Source organism: Brevibacterium aurantiacum, assembly GCF_900169065.1.
Classification (GTDB): Bacteria; Actinomycetota; Actinomycetes; order Actinomycetales; family Brevibacteriaceae; genus Brevibacterium; species Brevibacterium aurantiacum.
The window spans coordinates 84248-103878 of the sequence record NZ_FXZB01000013.1; the positions used below are offsets into that span (position 1 = coordinate 84248).

Below are 19631 nucleotides of genomic sequence, written 5' to 3' on the forward strand. Positions count from 1 at the left end.
ACAACAGTTTCTACACACTGTCGATCTTGACGTGATCATCACCACCTGTGTCCAAACAGACAGCGTGTGCTTTCGCCCTTGGCGAGAAAAGTGGAAAGATAGAAGGAAAGCTGCGTAAGGCAGGCTTATTCACAGCTACGAGGAGTAATCCGTGAGTGACTCATTGACCTACGACCTTGTCGTTCTGGGCGGCGGAACCGGCGGCTACGCTGCCGCGCTGCGTGCTGCAGAGCTCGACATGAAGGTTGCTTTGATCGAACGCGACAAGGTTGGCGGCACATGCTTGCACCGCGGTTGTGTCCCGACGAAGGCGCTTCTGCATGCTGCAGAAGTCGCCGACACAGCGAAGGAATCGTCCAACTTCGGCATTGAGGTCGAATTCAAGGGCATCGACATCGAGAAAGTTCTCGACTACAAGAACAATGTCATTTCTCGTAACTACAAAGGCCTGCAGGGTCTGGTCAAGGCACGTGGAATCGACACGTACTTCGGCACCGGCAAGCTCGTCGGCAAGGATACGGTCGAGGTCGAGGGTGAAGACGGCAAGCACACCGTCACCGGCACCAACGTTCTCCTGTCAACGGGTTCGACGTCGAAGACCATCGGCCTCGACATCACCGAGCGTGTGATCACGAGCACTGAAGCTCTCGAGCTCGACAAGGTCCCCGGCTCGGCGATCGTTCTCGGCGGCGGCGTCATCGGCGTCGAGTTCGCCAGCGTGTGGTCGTCGTTCGGTGCCCAGGTCACCATCGTTGAGGGACTCAAGCACCTCGTGGCCAACGAGGACGAGACGATCTCGAAGAACCTCGAACGTGCCTTCAAGAAGCGCAAGATCGGCTTCAAGCTCGGTACCATGTTCAAGGGCGTCGAAGAGACCGCCGACGGAGTCAAGGTGACTCTCGAAGACGGTTCGGTCCTCGAAGCCGAGTACCTTCTCGTAGCTGTCGGCCGTGGCCCGGTCACCGACGGCTTCGGCTTCGAAGAGCAGGGCATCCCCATGGACCGCGGATTCGTCCTGGCCAACGAGCGACTCCACACCGGCGTCGGCAACATCTACGCCTGCGGCGACATCGTTCCCGGCCTGCAGCTGGCCCACCGTGCCTTCGGTCAGGGAATCTTCATCGCCGAGGAGATCGCTGGACTCAACCCGGTTCCTGTCTTGGAGTCCGGTATTCCTCGCGTGACCTACTGCGAACCCGAGATCTTCTCTGTCGGACTCTCGTCCAAGCAGGCCGAAGAGCAGTATGGAGCCGACAGCGTCGAATCCATCGAATACAACCTGGGTGGCAACGGCAAGTCCGTGATCCTGAATACCACGGGTCTGGTCAAGGTCATCCGTGAGAAGGACGGACCCGTCGTCGGCGTCCACGGCATCGGCGCTCGACTGAGCGAACAGGCAGGCGAAGCCCAACTGATTGTCAACTGGGAGGCATTCCCAGAGGAAGTTGCGCAACTCATTCACGCTCACCCGACGCAGAATGAAGCACTCGGCGAGGCCCACCTGGCCCTTGCCGGCAAACCCCTGCACTTCCACTCTTAAGATCCGAGGAGACGAAAGACATGTCGAATTCCGTGCAGATGCCGGCTCTCGGTGAGTCGGTGACCGAAGGAACAGTCACCCGCTGGCTGAAATCCGTCGGTGAAGAAATCGAAGTAGACGAGCCGTTGCTCGAGGTGTCGACCGACAAGGTCGACACGGAGATCCCCAGCCCGTACGCAGGTGTCCTGGAGAAGATCTTGGCCGACGAGGACGATGTCGTCGAAGTCGGTGGAGACCTTGCCTACATCGGCGACGGCAGCGGATCGGACTCCGCGGCCTCGTCTGAGGAAGATGACTCCGATGACGAGGATTCTTCTGAAGCGGCCGAAGCTCCCGAGCCCGCAGAGGCAGAGGAGACCGAGGCGGCCGAGGAATCATCCGCGGACTCAGCAGACGAACCAGCAGCTGAAGCACCGGCCTCGTCAGGCTCCGAAGGCGAAGGCACGGAGATCACCATGCCGGCGCTGGGCGAGTCCGTGACAGAAGGCACTGTGACTCGTTGGCTGAAGGAGGTCGGCGAAGAGGTTGAGGTCGACGAGCCTCTCCTCGAGGTGTCCACCGACAAGGTCGACACCGAGGTGCCCTCCCCCGTGGCAGGCATCGTGCAGGCACACCTCGCAGAAGAGGACGAGACAGTCGAGGTCGGCGAGCCATTGGCTCGCGTCGGCTCCGGCGCTCCTTCGTCCTCCGACTCGGGATCGACAGATTCCGGTTCGGGTGAAGCCGAGTCTTCCTCTGATGCAGAGGAAGAGCCGGCCGAAGAACCAGCTGAGGAGCCTGCTGAGGAAGAGGCTCCGGCCGAAGACGAGAAGTCTGAGCCTGCAGAAGAGGCACCGAAGCAGGAGACTTCTGCCCCGGCCGCTTCGAAGCCTGACGAGAAGAAGCCTGCTGAGAAGTCCGAAGGATCTGCATCGGCTCCTGCCGCTGCTGACACCGTCGGTGAGAATGCCGCATATGTGACTCCCCTCGTGCGCCGCCTGGCACGCGATGAGGGTGTCGATCTGAGCTCGGTCACCGGCACCGGCGTGGGTGGACGCATCCGCAAGCAGGACGTCGTGGCCGCAGCGGCCAACCGTTCGTCTGCTCCGGCAGGGTCTGCTGCTCCAGCAGCCGGCGGCGCGAAGGAGCCGTTCAAGCTCGAGATCCCCGAGGAGGCCGCCAAGCTTCGCGGCACCACGGAGAAGGCTTCTCGCATCCGCCAGACCATCGCCAAGCGGATGAGCGAATCCCTCGAGGTATCGGCTCAGCTCACCCAGGTGGTCGAGGTCGATATGACCCGCGTCGTCAAGCTGCGCAAGGCCAACAAAGAGGCCTTCCAGTCCAAGCACGGCTCGAAGCTGACCTACCTGCCGTTCTTCGGCAAGGCAGTCGTCGAGGCTCTCAAGCAGCACCCCAAGGTCAACGCACAGTACGATCTGGAATCTCAGCAGATCTCGTACTTCGACCACGAGCACCTGGCGATCGCAGTGGACACCCCACGCGGACTCCTGGTTCCTGTGATCAAGGATGCGGGTGACCTGAGTATCGCGGGGCTGTCGAAGTCCATTGACGATGTTGCGGACCGCACCCGCAACAACAAGATCATGCCTGATGAACTGTCCGGCGGAACGTTCACCATCACCAACATCGGCTCGGTGGGAGCACTGTTCGACACTCCGATCATCAACCAGCCGCAGATGGGTATTCTCGGCACCGGTACGATCGTGCGTCGCCCGATCGTCGTCAAGACTGAGGACGGCGAAGAGTCGATTGCCATCCGTGACATGGTCTACCTGCCGCTGACCTACAACCACCAGTTGGTCGATGGCGCGGATGCAGGACGATTCCTGCAGACGATCAAGGCTCGTCTGGAAGAAGGAAACTTCGAAGCGGACCTCGAACTCTGAGCCGCTTCATGAGCTGTCTCTCTCGGTGAGTCGCGAGACCCACCAAAGGGGCGAGAAGGGCCGGTCACAGTTGTGACCGGCCCGTCTCCATGTTCCCAGCGGCTGCGACTGTTCAGTCTTCGATCTCGGTGACTGTGCCGATCTTCCATTCGCCGGTGTGGGACTCCAGCTCGAACTCGACCTGGGTGGGCTCGAAGTCTGAGATCTCGCCGTCGACGGTCACTTTCGTCGACATCTGCGCGTCAACGAGGATGCGTGTCTCTGTCTGCTTGGTGATGACGAGGTCATCGACTTCGATCGTGTAGGCATTGCCGACGAAGGCCTGCAGGTCGAGCAGTTCATCGGCGGCTGCGGCCGCCGAGTCGGGAACGGTCAGTGCCGCCAGGGCCTGGTCGTCCCCAGCGCTCAGTGCCTCCGAGCGCCGTTGACAGAGATCCTCCAGGAGGTCGAGAATCTGAGTCTCGGAGAGCCGATCCACACCACCCTGGTCCAGGTCCGAGTCTCGATTCGGACTCTCCGCAGGAGACGGGGTCGATTCGTGGGAGGGCTTCGACTCGGCTTCGGCACCAGTCCCCTGAGTGGAACTGACTGAGGCAGGACTATCCCCCGAACTCCATGACCTGACCATGACGAAGCCTCCGATGACCGTGAGGCTCACAGCAAGGATGGCCCAGGTGCGTGTGCCGAACCTCCACCCTCGCTCACTTTGATCTCTTTCAGACAGTCGTCTGACCAAGCTGGACCTGTTCGTTGCCAGCCACGAGGTGACGAGCCTGAACCAGGATGGACTCCCTCGACTCCGACGGCTGCGACGCGTTCTCTGCCCCTTCCTGCGAGCGTGGTCGCGACTGGCGGCTCGCAGGCGGCCAGCCGCGCCATCTGTCTCAACCGACCGGGTGGAATCCGTGGTGGGCGCGGGAGGCTCAGGCAGCGCTCTCGGCGCGGAACGAGTATCGGCGCCGGGTGCCTTGGCCGCGCGCAGCCGAGCCGTCAGCGCCAACCCGGGATCGAGATCGCGTTCGGCAGGCAAAAGCGGAAGGGCACTCGGTGTCCCGGTTCGACGAAGAGTTCCGCTCACCTCGGCGAGGGTGGCGGACAGGCCGGTATCCGAGACTGATTCGTCCAACAGCTGCGCCACCAAGGTCTGAACGGGCTGGGAGAAGTCGGAGAGTGCAACGGTGACCGGCAGTGGACTCTGCGCCCACGGACGACCGTACGCCGCGTGATAGATCATCTCTCCGACGGCGAAGCGCATCGATGATGACTGGGTACGGCTGATTCCGGGAATGATCCGCGGGTGTCCATCGGCATCGAGTCCGATGCATTCGAGGCAGAGCCGAGACTGGGCATCGCTGCTGGACAGCAGTTCGTCGACGATCCCGAGGAAGAGCGTACGCAGCTCCCCCTCGACCAGTCCCTGGTAGGAACGGACGGCATCGAGGACGAACCCGCCGGCGAATGGTTCGACGAGGAGAAGAGAGGTGGGGCCGGTGGGCAGAGCGACTTCGACGAAGCCGAGAGCCTGAGGGTGATCGACGTCGAAGCCTCGATGGGCGACTCCCCACAGCGTCCGGCCCTGTTCGTTCACGAGTCGGTAGATGTCATCAGAGACCGGTGATTGGAGTTCCCACGTCATTGTTCGTCATCTCCGTCGATGGATTGCGTGGCTTCATCAGAAACGTTCAGTAGCGTTTGTGTGCATTTAATACTGTTTGATGTTGGTCCGTATGTCAATAGCCGTGGGGTGCGCAAAGGTGTCGAGGCTCATCTCCTCTGAAATTGAACCCCCGGGACAAGAGACATAGTCTGGGTGCATGCCTCTGGTCACAGAAACGCTGGGTTTCGCGCCCGACTATTCGGATTATCAGCGAACCTGGGACTTGCAGAAGAGATACCACGAAGAAGTGCTCGCTGAAGATCGCGAATCTACGGTTCTCCTGCTCGAACATCCACCGGTCTACACGGCCGGGAAACGCACGGAAGACCATGAAAGACCCACCGACGGCACTGAGGTCGTCGACGTCGATCGTGGAGGGAAGATCACCTGGCACGGTCCGGGCCAGCTCGTGGCCTACCTCGTGTACAAACTCCACGATCCCAAAGAGGTCAGGCTCTTCGTATCGCAGCTCGAGGACTCGATGATCGAACTCCTCGCCGAATACGACATCGAAGCCACCACCGTTGAGGGACGCGCAGGAGTTTGGATCCTCGGAGACGGAACCCGCCGCGACCGGAAGATCGGGGCCATCGGCATCCGCATCCACGAAGGTGTCACCATGCACGGCCTGGCACTCAACTGCAGCAACGACCTGGCTGCCTACGAATCGATCATCGCCTGCGGTATCGCGGACGCCGACACCACGACCATGAGTGCAGAACTCGGCCGCAACGTGACACCTGAGGATGTCGCGAACCGCCTTGACGAGATCCTGCACAACCACATCACAGCCTAGGAGAATTGACGTGACCATAGCGCCAGAAGGCCGCCGCATGCTCCGTGTCGAGGCACGGAACTCAGAGACGCCAATCGAAGACAAGCCCGCCTGGATCAAGGCGAAGGCCCATATCGGACCCGAATACACCTCTCTGAAGTCGCTGGTCCGCAAGCAGGAGCTGCACACGGTCTGCGAGGAAGCCGGCTGCCCCAACATCTTCGAATGCTGGGAAGACCGTGAGGCGACGTTCCTCATCGGCGGCGAGCAGTGCACCAGGCGCTGTGACTTCTGTCAGATCGACACCGGCAAGCCTGCCGACTTCGATGCCGACGAGCCCCGTCGTGTGGCCGCCTCGGTGAGCGAGATGGGACTGCGCTACTCAACGATAACCGGCGTTGCCCGCGACGACCTTGAGGACGGAGGTGCATGGCTCTACGCGGAGACTGTGCGCCAGATCCACAACCTCGACTACTCCGACGGCAGCGGCACCGGTGTCGAACTCCTCATCCCGGACTTCAACGCCGAGCCGGATCAGCTCGCCGAAGTCTTCTCCTCTCGTCCTGAGGTGCTGGCTCACAACGTTGAGACGGTCCCCCGGATCTTCAAGCGCATCCGTCCGGCATTTCGCTATGAACGGTCTCTGTCCGTGATCACTCAGGCCCGCGATGCAGGTCTGATCACGAAGTCCAACCTGATGTTGGGCATGGGTGAGACGAATGACGAGATCATCGCAACTCTGCGCGACCTCCACGAGGCAGGTTGCGATCTCATCACGATCAACCAGTACCTGCGTCCCTCGCCTCGCCACCACCCCGTGACGCGGTGGGTCAAACCTGCCGACTTCGTCATGCTGCGCGATGCCGCGGAGGAGATCGGATTCTCGGGTGTCATGTCTGGTCCGCTGGTGCGTTCCTCGTACCGTGCCGGCCGCCTGTGGGCAACCGCGATGCGCCACCGGGGACAGCAGATCCCAGCCCATCTCTCGCACCTGGACAAGCACACTCCCGCGAAGCAGGAGGCTCAGGCCGTTGTGGATACATTCGGTCCGGGCGAAGAGGTAGACTTGACTGCTGAGCAATGAGAACGTTTGAGGCCCGGCCTCGACGTCGACACGCCATTCAAGAGCAAGTGAGAGCATGAGCGAAGAACCGCGCAAGGGACTTTTCCGCCGGAAGCCCAAGGACCCGAACAAGAAGCCGGGCCGTCTGGCGCAGATGAAGCAGGTCTATGAGCTGTCGGCCAAACATAATAAGGCCACTCCGTGGCTGCTGGCCGCAGCGATCCTCGGCTGCACACTGCTCGGCCTGCTGGCCGGGCTTCTGTTCGGTGGAGCGGTCTTCACCACGATCCTCGGCTTCATGGTGGGTCTGCTCCTCGGCATGTTCATGCTCGGTCGGTTCGCTGAGACTGCCGCCTTCGCACAGATGGATGGTCAGCCCGGAGCCTTCGGCGCCGTCCTCAACACCGCCCGCCGCGGTTACCTGATGGACGACAAGCCCATCGCCATCGATCCGAAGAGCCGTGACCTCGTGTTTCGGTCAACGGGTCGTGCGGGTGTCGTTCTGCTCAGCGAAGGACCGAAGGGACGCAGTGCGAAACTGCTGGCCAAGGAGAGGAAGCGTCACGAGCGCATTCTGCCCAACGTCCCGGTCCATACGTTCCAGGGTGGCAACGAAGAGGGACAGCTGAAGATGAAGCAGGTCGTTCCTGCCGTGCAGAAGCTGCCTCGTAAGCTCAATAAGACCGAGGTCCTGGCCGTGCGAAACCGCCTCGCTGCTCTCGGCACTCAGGGCACCCGTCCCCCGATTCCGAAGGGCATCGATCCGAACAAGGCTCGCCCGAATCACAAGGCGATGCGCGGACGCTGATCCAACCTGGCCTGACTTGAGCCAGCAGACGGCCACAGGGGACGACAGTCCTCCGGTTGCGCGAAGACTTCAAGTCTTGAACACAAAGCAGAGGGCACCGACTCGAATGAGTCGGTGCCCTCTGCCGTACCTGGACGGTGCGCTTACTGCTTTCGGCTCTCGGTCGATCCAGTCCTCGCCCCAGCCAGGTCGTCACCCAGGTTGTTCGTCACCGAGGTTGTTCGTCACCGAATCCGCGGCTCAACTGTTCAGCGTTTGAGAATGAGTGTGCCGGCAGCCAGATCATGGAGACCACGATTGTCGCGGTTAAAGATCAGCGCGGGGATGACGAGAACGACCAGAACCGTGCGGATGAGGGTCTTGACCAACCCAGGCATATGACCGTCGAGGCGACGGACTTCGATGCCGAAGATCCGGTGGCCCACCGTGTAGCCGAGCGTCGACACGAGCAGGAAATGCTCAAGGGCGAAGAGCCCGGGTACCAGGAACGGATTGGACGAACCGATGAGATTGGCGATGGCCAGGCACATGAACCAATCGACCATCAGTCCCAGCAGCCTTCGCCAGGCCGGAGCCACCGAATGAGAACCGGTCTCCGGCAAGCCCAAACGCCGGCCAGGCCAGTCTCCGTCTTCTCGTTCGATCTTGGGTCCCTCAAGCCAGGAGCCGAGGTCATCACGATTAATCACGGACCCAGCTTACCCAAGTCGATCCTGGACGAATCCTCAGGAAACATGCCCGAAACACGGACGACATCACCACTTCACCCGCTTGCAACTAAGATTGGGGGTGGTCAAGACAAACGACCACCATAACCTAACTAGGAGACTAAGTGTTCTCGTCTGCTGAAGAACTCGTCAACTACATCTCGGAGAACGACGTCAAATTCGTTGACGTTCGCTTCTGCGACCTCCCCGGTGTCGTCCAGCATTTCAACCTTCCAGCGGCCTCATACGGCACGGAAGAGATCACCGAAGGGCTGCTCTTCGACGGTTCCTCAATCACGGGCTTCCAGGGTATTCACGAGTCGGATATGAAGCTGCTCGCCGATGTCTCATCGGCCTACATCGACCCATTCCGTGAGGCCAAAACATTGGTCATCACTCACTCAATCGTCGATCCCTTCACCGATGAGCCCTACTCCCGTGATCCGCGCCAGGTTGCGGCCAAGGCCGAGGCCTACCTCGAAAGCACTGGAATCGCCGACACCGTATTCTTCGGAGCCGAGGCGGAGTTCTACCTCTTCGACTCCATCCGCTACCAGAACACCCCGGGCAGCAGCTTCTACAAGATCGACTCTGAAGAAGCCGCCTGGAGCACGGGCGAAGACGAGCCCGGCGGCAACCTCGGCTACAAGACCCCGTTCAAGGGCGGATACTTCCCTGTCTCACCCCAGGATAAGTTCGCCGACATCCGCGATCAGATGTCGCTGACGCTGGAGCAGATCGGTTTCGAGATGGAGCGGGCCCACCATGAGGTCGGCACCGCAGGTCAGCAGGAGATCAACTACAAGTTCAAGACCCTGCAGCATGCCGGCGATCAGCTCCTCGACTTCAAGTACGTGATCAAGAACACCGCCTACGAACTCGGCAAATCGGCCACCTTCATGCCCAAGCCGCTCTTCGATGACAACGGTTCGGGCATGCACTGCCACCAGTCGCTGTGGAAGAACGGTGAACCGCTGTTCTACGACGAGAACGGCTATGGTGGGCTCTCCGATCTGGCTCGCTGGTACATCGGCGGCCTCATCGAACACGCAGGCGCAGTGCTGGCCTTCACCAACCCGACGATCAACTCGTACCGTCGTCTCGTGCCCGGATACGAAGCTCCCGTCAACCTCGTCTACTCGGCTCGCAACCGCTCCGCCGCGATCCGCATCCCGGTCACCGGCAGCTCGCCGAAGGCCAAGCGTCTCGAGTTCCGCGTGCCGGACCCGTCGTCCAACCCCTACTTGGCCTTCTCGGCCCAGCTGATGGCCGGCCTCGACGGAATCCGCAATCGCATCGAGCCCCCGGAGCCCATCGACAAGGACCTCTACGAGCTCCCACCAGAGGAGGCCAAGGACATCAAGCTGGTCCCCGGCTCCCTCGATGAGGCGCTCATCGAGCTCGAAAAGGACCACGACTTCCTCACCGCGGGCGACGTCTTCACCTCCGACCTGATCGAGACGTGGATTCGGATCAAACGGGAGAACGAGATCGACGTTGCACGTCTGCGTCCGACTCCGACAGAATTCGAGCTCTACTACGGACTCTGAGCCACGGCCCCAGACCTAGTCGGCTCCTGCCACAGAGCAGGTGAGCCACGGACTGAGGGAATACAGTGGGGGCGTCACGGGTTTCACCCGTGGCGCCCTTCAGTGCATCTGACCAGGGCCGCATTCGATTGTGACCACAACTGATACAGGGATGGACAATGACGCATTTCGATCTCCTACTGATCGGCACAGGGTCGGGGAACATGTTCCTCGACGACCGCTTCTCCGGACTCAACGTCGCGATTGCCGAAGAATGGCACTTCGGCGGCACCTGCCTCAACGTGGGATGCATACCGACGAAGATGTTCGTCTATCCCGCCACAATCGCCGAACAGGCAGCCGAGGCGAACCGCTACAACCTCTCGACCGACTTTCACGGCGTGGATTGGCCCGCGCTGCAGAAACGCATCTTCGACCGGGTCGACGCCATCGAATCCGGAGGTCGGGACTACCGCAGCGGCGACCGGCAACCCAATGTGAGCGTCGTCGCCGAACACGTCGAGTTCGTCGGAGAGAAAACGGTGCGAACGGCCTCAGGTGAGACGATCACAGCCGATCGAATCGTCATCGCGGCCGGGGCCTCCCCCGTCATCCCCGAGGCCACAGGACTCGAGCCGAAGCTGGTGGACACCGATGGCTACCCCGTCTTCACCTCCAACTCGATCATGCGCATTCCCCAGAGACCCGAACGCCTGGTCATCATCGGGTCCGGCATCATCGCCATGGAGTTCGCCCACGTCTTCGCCGGACTCGGCACCGAGGTGACCGTGATCGCCCGTGGTCCACGTCTGCTCGGCACCATCGATGAGGAAGTCTCAACGGAGTTCACCGAACTCTTCGAACGCAACCATACTGTCCACCGCGGAGCAGAGGTGGCGTCCTACAGCTTCGACAACGACCAGGTGAGCGTGACACTGCGACCCAGCGGCCGCCTCGGCGATGTCGATCTGCCTGCGCAGCTGGACGCGGATGCGGTTCTCATCGCCACCGGGCGCACACCGAACACCACGAGCCTGCGCGTGGGCGACGCCGGTTTCGACATCCTCGATGATGCGCGACTCAGCGTCGACTCACGTCAGCGCGTGCTGTCCCAGGGCCGTCCGGTTCCCGGCGTGTTCGCCCTCGGTGACATCAGCTCGCCGCACCAGCTCAAGCACGTCGCCAATCACGAAGCTGCCGTCGTCGGTGACAACCTGGCCGTGGACGTGGCAGCCGGTGCACCGGGAAGCGGCGCCGAGGCGCAGCTGCGGGAGGTCAACCATCACGCCGTTCCCGGTGCGGTGTTCACCTCGCCGCAGGTCGCCTATGTCGGCATCACCGAGGAGGAAGCCCGGCGGGCCGGCCATGACGTGAGCGTGAAGGTGCAGAAGTATGCCGACGTGGCCTACGGGTGGGCGATGGCCGATGACCCCGGGATCGTGAAGATCGTCGCCGACCGTGCAACGCGCAAGATCCTGGGCGCGCACATCGTCGGTCATGAAGCGTCCATGATCATCCAGCCGCTGATCCAGGCGATGGCGTTCGACCAGCGAGCCGACGAGGTGGCCAAGGGACAGTACTGGATTCATCCGGCTCTGCCTGAGGTCGTTGAGAACGCGCTGCTGGGCCTGGAGTTCAACGACGCCTGAGGACGGGCGTCAGAAGCCGTAGAAGTGTTCCTCCATGATGTTCCTGGCATGGCGGGTGGTGCGCAGATAGTCGTCTTCGAGTTCGTGACCGCCACCCGCCGGATATCCGAGCAGCCGGGCCGTGGCCTCCAGCTCGAAGTGCTCCTCCGGCAGTGATTGGGCGGTTCGCCCTCGATACAGCATCACGGCTGAGCGGACGTTGGTGGCCAGCTGCCATGCGGCCGCCAGCTCCTCGGCATCATCCGTGGGGATGAGCCCTTCCTCGGCTGCGACACTGAGGGCTGTCAGCGTCGATGTCGTGCGCAGGCCAGGAATCCTGTGGGCGTGCTGAAGCTGCAGGAGCTGGACGGTCCACTCGACGTCGGAGAGGCTGCCTCGGCCGAGCTTGAGGTGGCGACGTTTGTCCGCATTGCGGGGCAGACGCTCGTCCTCCATCCGTGCCTTGAGGGTGCGAACCTGCGTCAGCGACTTCGTCGGCATCTCCACCGGATAGCGCAGCGGATCGATCAGCTCCGTGAAGTCTTCGATGAGGCCGGAGTCACCGGCGACCGGACGCGCCCTCAGCAGCGCCTGCGCCTCCCACGGTTGGGACCACTTCGCATAGTAGGCCCGGTAGGACGAGAGCGCACGGACCAAAGGCCCGTTCTTGCCCTCCGGACGCAGATCTGCGTCGAGATCCACACCCTGCGCGGCATCGCTGGCCTTGAGTCGGCTCCCCAACCCGAGGGCAACCTTGTTGACGTGCTTGCTCAGCTTGGCCTTATCCTCGGCACCCAGCTCCTCACCGACGGAGCGGAAGACGAAGGTCACATCAGCATCGGAGAAGTACCCGATCTCATTTCCGCCCCAGCGGCCCATTGCGATGATCGCGAACTCGTAGGGCGGAGTCTCTGGCCCATCGAGGTCAAGCCGCACGGCCTGCAGCGCACCGCTGACCGTCAGATCCATCAGGGCAGAGAGATCGCCGGGGATTTCGGCTCGATCGCCGACATCGAGGACATCGCGCAGAGCGATGCGCAGAAGTTCACGACTGTAGGTTTCGCGTATCGGTGTGATCGACGCTGCCCCATGCCGTTTGAGCAGCCCTGCGACCTCGGCGGCAAGTGCCTTCGAATCGCGGGACTTGAGGTTGTCGAAGTTGTCCAACCAGGCAACGGCGGCAGGCTGGCGCAGCAGCAGTTCGCTGGCATAGCCGGACAGCGAGAGGACCTCCGCTACGGACTTCGCCGCCAGTCCGGAGTCCCGGAGCATCTTGAGGAACCAACCGGATGATGACAGTGAGTCTGTGAGCCGACGAAATGCCAACAGCGCGGCATCGGGACTGACACCGTCTGAGAACCAGTCCAGCAGCGCCGGCAGGACCTGCTTGATGACCAGCGCGGTGCGCGACATACCAGACGTCAGCGCCTTGATGTGGGCCAGAGCCCCCTGCGGGTCGCGGTACCCGAATGCCTGGAGCCGATCGGCGGCAGCCTGCATGCTGCTGCCGCGATTGTGTGCATCGACCACGGCACCGTGGACGCCGACCGCCGCATCGAGGATGGGGCGGTAGAAGATCTGCTCGTGGAGGCGGGTGACCTGTTTCGCGTAGTCCTTGCGGGTGTCCTCCAGCCGGGCGCCGGTGCGTGAACCCGAGGTGAAGACCGAGCGCGCGAGAATGCGCAGCTTCTCATCGTCGTCGGGGATGAGTGCATTGCGCAGCATCCGCGGAATCTGGACCCGGTGTTCGACCACGCGCATGAAACGGTAGGCGGAGGAGAAGACGTAGGCATCCTCTTTTCCGATGTACCCGTGCTCTCCCAACTCCTCCAACGCCACGAGAGTATTCGGAGTCCGGATCTCCTCGTCCGTGCGCCCGTGGACGAGTTGGAGCAGCTGCGCGGAGAACTCCACGTCACGCAGTCCCCCACGTCCGAGCTTGATCTGCCTGGGCGCCTCGGCGGCGGGAATGAGATCCACGACACGACGACGCATCGAACGGATTCCGTCGATGAATCCCTGCCTGCTGGCGGACTCCCACACGAGCGGCAGGAGCGTTTCGACGAACTCCTCGCCCACTCCCACATCACCGGCCACGGGCCGTGCCTTGAGAAGAGCCTGGAACTCCCAGTTCTTTGCGATGTCGGCGTAGTAGCGCGTGAACTCGGACATGGTGCGCACCAATGCCCCCGCTTTGCCTTCGGGGCGCAGCGCGGTATCGACCTCCCACAGGGCAGGTTCTGCTCCGGCGTCGGAGAGGATGCTGCGCATACGTTGGGCCAGTTCAGTGGCCAGTTCGCGCTGTTCATCGTTCGTCGAGGAGTCGAGGACGAAGACCACATCGACGTCTGAGACATAGTTGAGTTCACGAGCCCCAGTCTTGCCCAGGGCGATCACCGCAATGCGAACCGTGCCCTGAGGATCGAGCTCTGCCCGGGCGATGGCCAGTGCGGCATCCATCGCCGCCGCCGCCAGGTCAGAGAGCACAGCCATCACGTGGTCGACGATCTCCTCGGGCGCCTCGGCGACGAGATCATCGGCGACCAGCCGCAGCTGGGCATCGCGATAGGTGCGACGAAGGTCCTTGATCGCCTCATCGCCGAGGTGGTCCGCCGTAGGCGCCGGTGAATCAGGGTCGGCGCCCACGGCGCTCAGCAGATCTCTGCGCAGCGCTGCCGCCGAAGCCGCCGGGGTGGAGATCATGAGGAACGGTGACTGCTCCACCAGCTGCGGCAGAGACTCAGGATGCCGCACGAGGTGGTCGACCATCGCTTCTGAGGTGCCCATGACCGCCAGCACTCGACGCAGCAGCGCACGGTCGAGTTCGTCCTCAGCCAGATCCTCCCCGGCCCCGGAACGGATGGCGGACAGGAACTGAGGTGCCGACTCCCCCGCCGCCTCCAGGACCCGGAGCAGGCCCAGTGCGGCCGCGTGGGGATCCGGGGTCGCTTCGAGGAGATCGATGAACCGAGAATCGGTGGCCAGAGGCTCGCCGACGAGCTCATCGATCTCATCGAGGAAGCGGGCCGCTGACGAGGAGACGACGGAGGTGCGCGAAGTGATTCGTGCCATGGGTCTACATCGAGGTGAAGTGTTTGCTGAGCTCGAACGGCGTCACCTGAGCGCGGTAGTCATTCCATTCCTGTCGTTTGTTGCGCAGGAAGAAATCGAAGACCTCCTCGCCCAGGGTCTCTGCAACGAGATCGGACTGCTCCATGATCTCCAAGGCGTGCGACAGACTGGTCGGCAGGGCCTGAATTCCCATGGCCCGGCGTTCCGTGTCCGAGAGCTGCCAGACGTTGTCCTCTGCCTCCTCTGGCAGTTCGTAGTCCTCCTCGATGCCCTTGAGCCCCGCGGCGAGCAGGAGCGCATAGGACAGATACGGGTTTGCCGAGGAGTCAAGGGCCCGGTACTCGATGCGAGCCGAAGAGGACTTGCCCGAGTTGTACTGCGGCACCCGGACCAGCGCGGACCGGTTCCGATGTCCCCACGAGATATAGGACGGGGCCTCATGACCGGTCCACAGTCGCTTGTAGGAGTTCACATGCTGGTTCGTCACCGCGGTGATCTCCGCGGCGTGGGTGAGGACTCCGGCGATGAACTGCCTGCCGGTCTTCGACAGCTGGTACATGGCCCCGGGCTCGAAGAAGGCGTTGTTCTCACCTTCGAAGAGTGAGACGTGTGTGTGCATTCCGCTGCCTGGATGATCATTGAGGGGTTTGGGCATGAACGAGGCGTACACGCCCTGGGAGATCGCCACCTCCTTGATCACCGATCGGAAGGTCATGATGTTGTCGGCCATGGTCAGGGCGTCTGCGTAGCGCAGGTCGATCTCGTTCTGACCTGGTCCGGCCTCGTGGTGTGAGAACTCCACGGACAGCCCCATGGCTTCGAGCATGGTGACTGCCGAGCGTCGGAAATCGTTGGCTGTCCCGCCGTTGACGTGGTCGAAGTACCCTGCGGTGTCGACGGGGATGGGAGTCGTGCCCTCGAGGATGCCGCTGACGGGATCGAGGTTGGACGTCTGGAAGAGGTAGAACTCGATCTCCGGGTGAACATAGAAGGAGAAGCCCTTCTCGGCAGCCTTCGCCAGCGTCCGTTTGAGGACATTGCGCGGATCGGCCTGCGCCGGCTCGCCCCCGGGCACATGGATGTCGCAGAACATCCTCCCCGTGGGTTCCTTCTCTCCGCGCCAAGGCAGCAGCGAGAAGGTCGAAGGGTCCGGCTTGAGCACCATATCGGCCTCATAGACACGTGAGAGTCCTTCGACAGCGGAACCGTCGAACCCGATCCCCTCGGAGAACGCCCCCTCGAGTTCTGCGGGAACGACCGCGACGGACTTCAGGCCCCCGAGGACGTCGGTGAACCAGAGCCGGATGAAGCGGACTTCACGATCCTCGACGGTGCGAAGAACGAATTCTTCCTGACGCGACATTCCTCAGCCGTTCCACTTCTTGTCGTCTTCTTCCCACTCCTCATTGCGAGCCTGAGCACGCTCGAGGGCGGCTTGGGCCACTTCCTCTGTCTCATAGGGGCCCATGCGATGGTCCGCATCGCTGACCAGGCCGCGTTCGACCTTGTTGGTCTTGAGATTGAAGTAGTACTTCGAATCAGCGTCGTCGATATCCTTGAACAGTCCCATGTCGAGCCCTCCATCGCGGGTGTGGTGAATCCCTGACAGATTTCAGCTTACCGGTTCTGCCCGTTGCCGCCATGACTTGGTCGTCCCTGCCAGTCGCCCGATGGTCGGTGCCTCCAAAAAGTTCGTCTTAATTGCGTCGGTCAGCGACAAAAGTTCAACATTTCGTATCAAGGCGACCAATTTTCCACCGATTCCGCAAAATTCGTCACGAATACTGGATATAAAGGTTTGCCCTCCAGACCTTCTAAGGAATACAGTGAGATGTATCCTCAGCCACAGTTCGAACTGGCTGGAACTGCCCATGGGGCAACATGAGAGAAGGAAAGCTATGCGCATTTCAGTGCCCACAGAGGTCAAGAACAACGAGTTCCGCGTCGCCATCACCGCTGCCGGCGTCCACGAGCTCGTTGCCCACGGACACGACGTCACAGTTCAGGCCGGTGCCGGCGAAGGATCATTCATCACCGATGATGAGTACACCGAAGCCGGCGCCACCATCGCTCCCGACGCGAAGACCACCTGGGCCGCCGGAGACATGGTCCTCAAGGTCAAAGAGCCCATCGCCGAAGAATACGGATTCCTGCGCAAGGATCTGATTCTCTTCACCTACCTGCACCTGGCTGCAGATGAAGCGCTGACTCAGGCGCTCATGAACGCAGGCACCACAGCCATCGCCTACGAGACGGTCCAGCCCGACGCCGGAGGCCTTCCCCTGCTGGCTCCGATGAGTGAGATCGCCGGTCGACTCTCCACCCAGGTCGGAGCCCACAGTCTGCTCAAGGCCTCGGGCGGGCGCGGGATCCTGCTCTCCGGAGTCCCCGGAGTAGAACGGGCCAACGTCGTCGTCATCGGTGCCGGCGTCGCCGGCACGAATGCCGCGCGCATGGCATTGGGCCTGGGCGCCGCAGTCGAGGTCATCGATATCAACATCCCCCGACTGCGCCAGATCGATGAGACCTTTGCCGGTGCCATCGCCACCAAGGTGTCGAACAAGTACGAGATCACGAAGTCCCTGGCCTCTGCAGACCTGGTCATCGGCTCGGTCCTCATCCCGGGCAAGAAGGCGCCGAAGCTCGTCACCGACGAGATGGTAGCCGGCATGAAGCCAGGTTCCGTGCTCGTCGATATCGCCATCGATCAGGGCGGCTGCTTCGAGAACTCGCGACCGACGACGCATGACGATCCGACGTTCGAGGTCCACAACTCGATCTACTACTGCGTGGCGAACATGCCCGGAGCGGTACCGAACACAGCCACAGCGGCATTGACGAACGCGACCCTGCCGTTCGCGGTCAAGATCGCCAACCAGGGGTGGCACGCGGCCCTGTCGAAGGATTCGGCACTGGCCCGTGGACTCAACATCCACAACGGACACGTGACCAATGACAACGTCGCCGAGGCCTTCGGACTCGAGGCAGTCTCCGTCGAACACGCCCTGGCGAACTGAGCGCACACGTTCCGGTGAATATCACCTGAAACGCACACGCGGAAGGCCGACACCATCGTTGTGGTGTCGGCCTTCGGCGTTGTTAAGGGGCGCTCCTCGATGTGAGGGGGTACCTCTGAGATCACAGGGGATGCGGGAAGCGTCAGCCGCACCGGAGCTGGATTGGTCTCAGCTGCGCGGGGGCATCGTCGTCGACCGGAAGTGCTCCTCACACAGCCTCCCCGCCGCCTGCGCGTCCTGACCAGCGATCGCCTCGACGATGGCAGCGTGATCGGCAACGGCATGATCGAAGAGTTCATGGGAGAAGGGATCGTGACGGAACCCGGCGTTGATCCTGGTGTCGATGTCGATGGCCATGCGAACGAGCTCCGGGTTATGCCCGGCCCGAGCGATGGCGAAATGGAACTGCGCGTCAGCTGTTCTGGCCACCCCCGCCTCGGCGCGTTCGGAGTATCTCTGCGCCAACTGCCGAAGCTCGGTGAGCTCCTCATCGGTTCGCCGCAGTGCAGCAGTCGCAGCCAGACTGTTCTGGAAGACCGCGCGGGCATCGAGGAGATTTCTGCGTTCGGCATGGAACTCACCGATGCGATCGGCCATGGGAGCCAGCGCAGTCGGTTCCGCGTTGGAGACGAAGGTGCCGCCGCCGCGTCCGCGCCGCCGTTCGACGACACCGAGGCGCTCCAAACGCAGCAGCGCCGCACGCACACTTGAGCGTGAAACCTGAAGATCGGCGGCCAGAGCTCTCTCCCCGGGCAGCAGCGTGCCTTCGGGCAATGCACCGACGGCGATGCCGGAGAGGATGTGGTCTGCGATCTGCTGCGGTGCACTCGTCAGGCTCACCACGTCGCTGAGTCCGGAGAATTCGGGACCGGTCACATCTGCCCGTTCGCTCATCACTCCCCCTTTGCTCAACATTGTGGCCTTCGCTGGCCGTTCCTTTCACTCTATTATCCTCTCCCACGGCAGGCCCGCACCGACAGGCACCGCAATTGTGGAATATCTGGGTTCAACCGCTCTAGAATCGAAGGCACCATGACTGATACGCCTCGCCTGCTCACGCCCGGCACCATCTCTGCCGAACTGCCAGCCCCCCGCAGCATCACGCGACCCGAATATGTCGGACGCGCCGATGCCGACGAAGGTCGGGGAAACAACTTCTACTCAGCCGAGGAGATCGAAAAGGTCCGCGTTGCGGGCAGGATCGCAGCAAATGCTCTGGCTGCTGTCGGCGAGATCATCGAGCCCGGGATCACAACCGACGCCATCGACCGTGTTGCCCATGAGTACATGTGCGACCACGGGGCCTATCCGTCGACGCTGGGCTATCGGGGATTCCCGAAGTCCGTGTGCACCTCACTCAACGAGGTCATCTGCCACGGGATTCCCGATTCCACGGTCATCGCCGACGGCGACATCGTCAACGTCGACATCACCGCCTACATCGACGGCATGCACGGAGACACGAACTACACCTTCTACGCCGGAGACGTTGACGAGGAGTCCCGACTCCTCGTCGAACGGACGTGGGAAGCCACCATGCGCGGCATCAAAGCCGTCAAACCCGGCCGCGAGATCAACGTGATCGGACGAGTCATCGAGAAGTACGCGAAGCGCTTCGAGTACGGAGTCGTCCGCGACTACAGCGGGCACGGTGTCGGCCGCGAGTTCCACTCCGGCCTCATCGTCCCCCACTACGACGCCGCACCTGCCCACGCCGAGGTGATGGAACCGGGAATGATCTTCACCATCGAACCGATGCTCAACCTCGGAACCGTCGATTGGGACGTCTGGGACGACGCCTGGACTGTGGTCACAAAGGACAGGAAGCGCTCCGCCCAGTTCGAGCACACTCTTGTCGTCACCGAGACCGGTGCCGAGATCCTCACCCTCCCCGATGCGGACACCGCCATCGCCGAGGGACCGATTGCCCGAGAAGACTGACAGGACAG

15 protein-coding genes are annotated in these 19631 nt (G+C 62.1%); 9 read left to right on the forward strand and 6 right to left on the reverse strand.

All coding sequences use genetic code 11. From position 1 onward, the window contains the following. Window positions 1-151: 151 nt before the first annotated feature. Both lpdA and sucB read left to right on the forward strand, forming a co-directional pair. Window positions 152-1540: a dihydrolipoyl dehydrogenase gene (gene lpdA / locus BAUR9175_RS10555; RefSeq protein WP_009884655.1), complete on the forward strand. Its 1389-nt coding sequence runs from the start codon at window positions 152-154 to the stop codon at window positions 1538-1540. A gap of 20 nt (window positions 1541-1560) precedes the next feature. After that, window positions 1561-3426, forward strand: coding sequence for a 2-oxoglutarate dehydrogenase, E2 component, dihydrolipoamide succinyltransferase (gene sucB, locus BAUR9175_RS10560; protein ID WP_009884656.1), 1866 nt, complete (start codon window positions 1561-1563; stop codon window positions 3424-3426). Between the two features lie 112 nt (window positions 3427-3538). Here sucB and BAUR9175_RS10565 read toward each other — a convergent pair whose 3' ends face one another. Further along, window positions 3539-5062: a hypothetical protein gene (locus tag BAUR9175_RS10565; protein WP_009884657.1), complete on the reverse strand. Its 1524-nt coding sequence runs from the start codon at window positions 5060-5062 to the stop codon at window positions 3539-3541. Between the two features lie 178 nt (window positions 5063-5240). Between BAUR9175_RS10565 and lipB the strand changes: the two genes are divergently transcribed. From lipB to BAUR9175_RS10580, 3 genes are read left to right on the forward strand one after another with little or no spacing between them, the layout of a single operon-like run. Continuing rightward, window positions 5241-5879, forward strand: coding sequence for a lipoyl(octanoyl) transferase LipB (gene lipB / locus BAUR9175_RS10570; RefSeq protein ID WP_009884658.1), 639 nt, complete (start codon window positions 5241-5243; stop codon window positions 5877-5879). Between the two features lie 10 nt (window positions 5880-5889). Continuing rightward, window positions 5890-6942: a lipoyl synthase gene (gene lipA / locus BAUR9175_RS10575; protein ID WP_009884659.1), complete on the forward strand. Its 1053-nt coding sequence runs from the start codon at window positions 5890-5892 to the stop codon at window positions 6940-6942. Window positions 6943-6997: 55 nt separating this feature from the next. Further along, window positions 6998-7729, forward strand: coding sequence for a DUF4191 domain-containing protein (locus BAUR9175_RS10580; protein WP_009884660.1), 732 nt, complete (start codon window positions 6998-7000; stop codon window positions 7727-7729). A 248-nt stretch (window positions 7730-7977) separates the two neighbouring features. On the opposite strand, the gene BAUR9175_RS10585 is transcribed toward BAUR9175_RS10580, so the two are convergent. Then, window positions 7978-8418 (reverse strand): RDD family protein, encoded by a 441-nt coding sequence (locus BAUR9175_RS10585; protein WP_009884661.1) that lies wholly within the window; start codon window positions 8416-8418, stop codon window positions 7978-7980. Window positions 8419-8561: 143 nt separating this feature from the next. Between BAUR9175_RS10585 and glnA (BAUR9175_RS10590) the strand changes: the two genes are divergently transcribed. Together glnA (BAUR9175_RS10590) and BAUR9175_RS10595 are read left to right on the forward strand one after the other, a co-directional pair. Next, entirely contained in the window at window positions 8562-9986 is a 1425-nt protein-coding gene (glnA, locus tag BAUR9175_RS10590; RefSeq protein ID WP_101583693.1) for a type I glutamate--ammonia ligase, read from the forward strand. A 158-nt stretch (window positions 9987-10144) separates the two neighbouring features. After that, a complete protein-coding gene (locus BAUR9175_RS10595; protein ID WP_009884663.1) occupies window positions 10145-11614 on the forward strand; it encodes a mycothione reductase in 1470 nt (489 codons plus the stop codon). A 9-nt stretch (window positions 11615-11623) separates the two neighbouring features. Here the strand turns inward: BAUR9175_RS10595 and BAUR9175_RS10600 are convergent, their stop codons facing one another. Genes BAUR9175_RS10600 through BAUR9175_RS10610 form a run of 3 tightly spaced genes read right to left on the reverse strand, consistent with a single transcriptional unit; the run spans window position 11624 to window position 16235 of the window. Beyond that, window positions 11624-14665 carry a bifunctional [glutamine synthetase] adenylyltransferase/[glutamine synthetase]-adenylyl-L-tyrosine phosphorylase gene (locus BAUR9175_RS10600; RefSeq protein ID WP_069600123.1) on the reverse strand — a complete coding sequence of 1014 codons (3042 nt, stop codon included), beginning with the start codon at window positions 14663-14665 and terminating at the stop codon, window positions 11624-11626. A 4-nt stretch (window positions 14666-14669) separates the two neighbouring features. Beyond that, window positions 14670-16028 carry a type I glutamate--ammonia ligase gene (gene glnA, locus BAUR9175_RS10605; protein WP_009885211.1) on the reverse strand — a complete coding sequence of 453 codons (1359 nt, stop codon included), beginning with the start codon at window positions 16026-16028 and terminating at the stop codon, window positions 14670-14672. Between the two features lie 3 nt (window positions 16029-16031). Beyond that, entirely contained in the window at window positions 16032-16235 is a 204-nt protein-coding gene (locus tag BAUR9175_RS10610) for a hypothetical protein (protein WP_009885210.1), read from the reverse strand. Between the two features lie 328 nt (window positions 16236-16563). Here BAUR9175_RS10610 and ald point away from each other — a divergent pair, with 328 nt between their 5' ends. Further along, entirely contained in the window at window positions 16564-17682 is a 1119-nt protein-coding gene (gene ald, locus BAUR9175_RS10615; protein ID WP_009885209.1) for an alanine dehydrogenase, read from the forward strand. Between the two features lie 168 nt (window positions 17683-17850). Here the strand turns inward: ald and BAUR9175_RS10620 are convergent, their stop codons facing one another. After that, window positions 17851-18576 (reverse strand): FadR/GntR family transcriptional regulator, encoded by a 726-nt coding sequence (locus BAUR9175_RS10620; protein WP_009885208.1) that lies wholly within the window; start codon window positions 18574-18576, stop codon window positions 17851-17853. A 138-nt stretch (window positions 18577-18714) separates the two neighbouring features. Between BAUR9175_RS10620 and map the strand changes: the two genes are divergently transcribed. Further along, on the forward strand, window positions 18715-19623 hold the full coding sequence (gene map / locus BAUR9175_RS10625) for a type I methionyl aminopeptidase (RefSeq protein ID WP_009885207.1): 909 nt from the start codon (window positions 18715-18717) through the stop codon (window positions 19621-19623). Window positions 19624-19631: the final 8 nt, after the last annotated feature.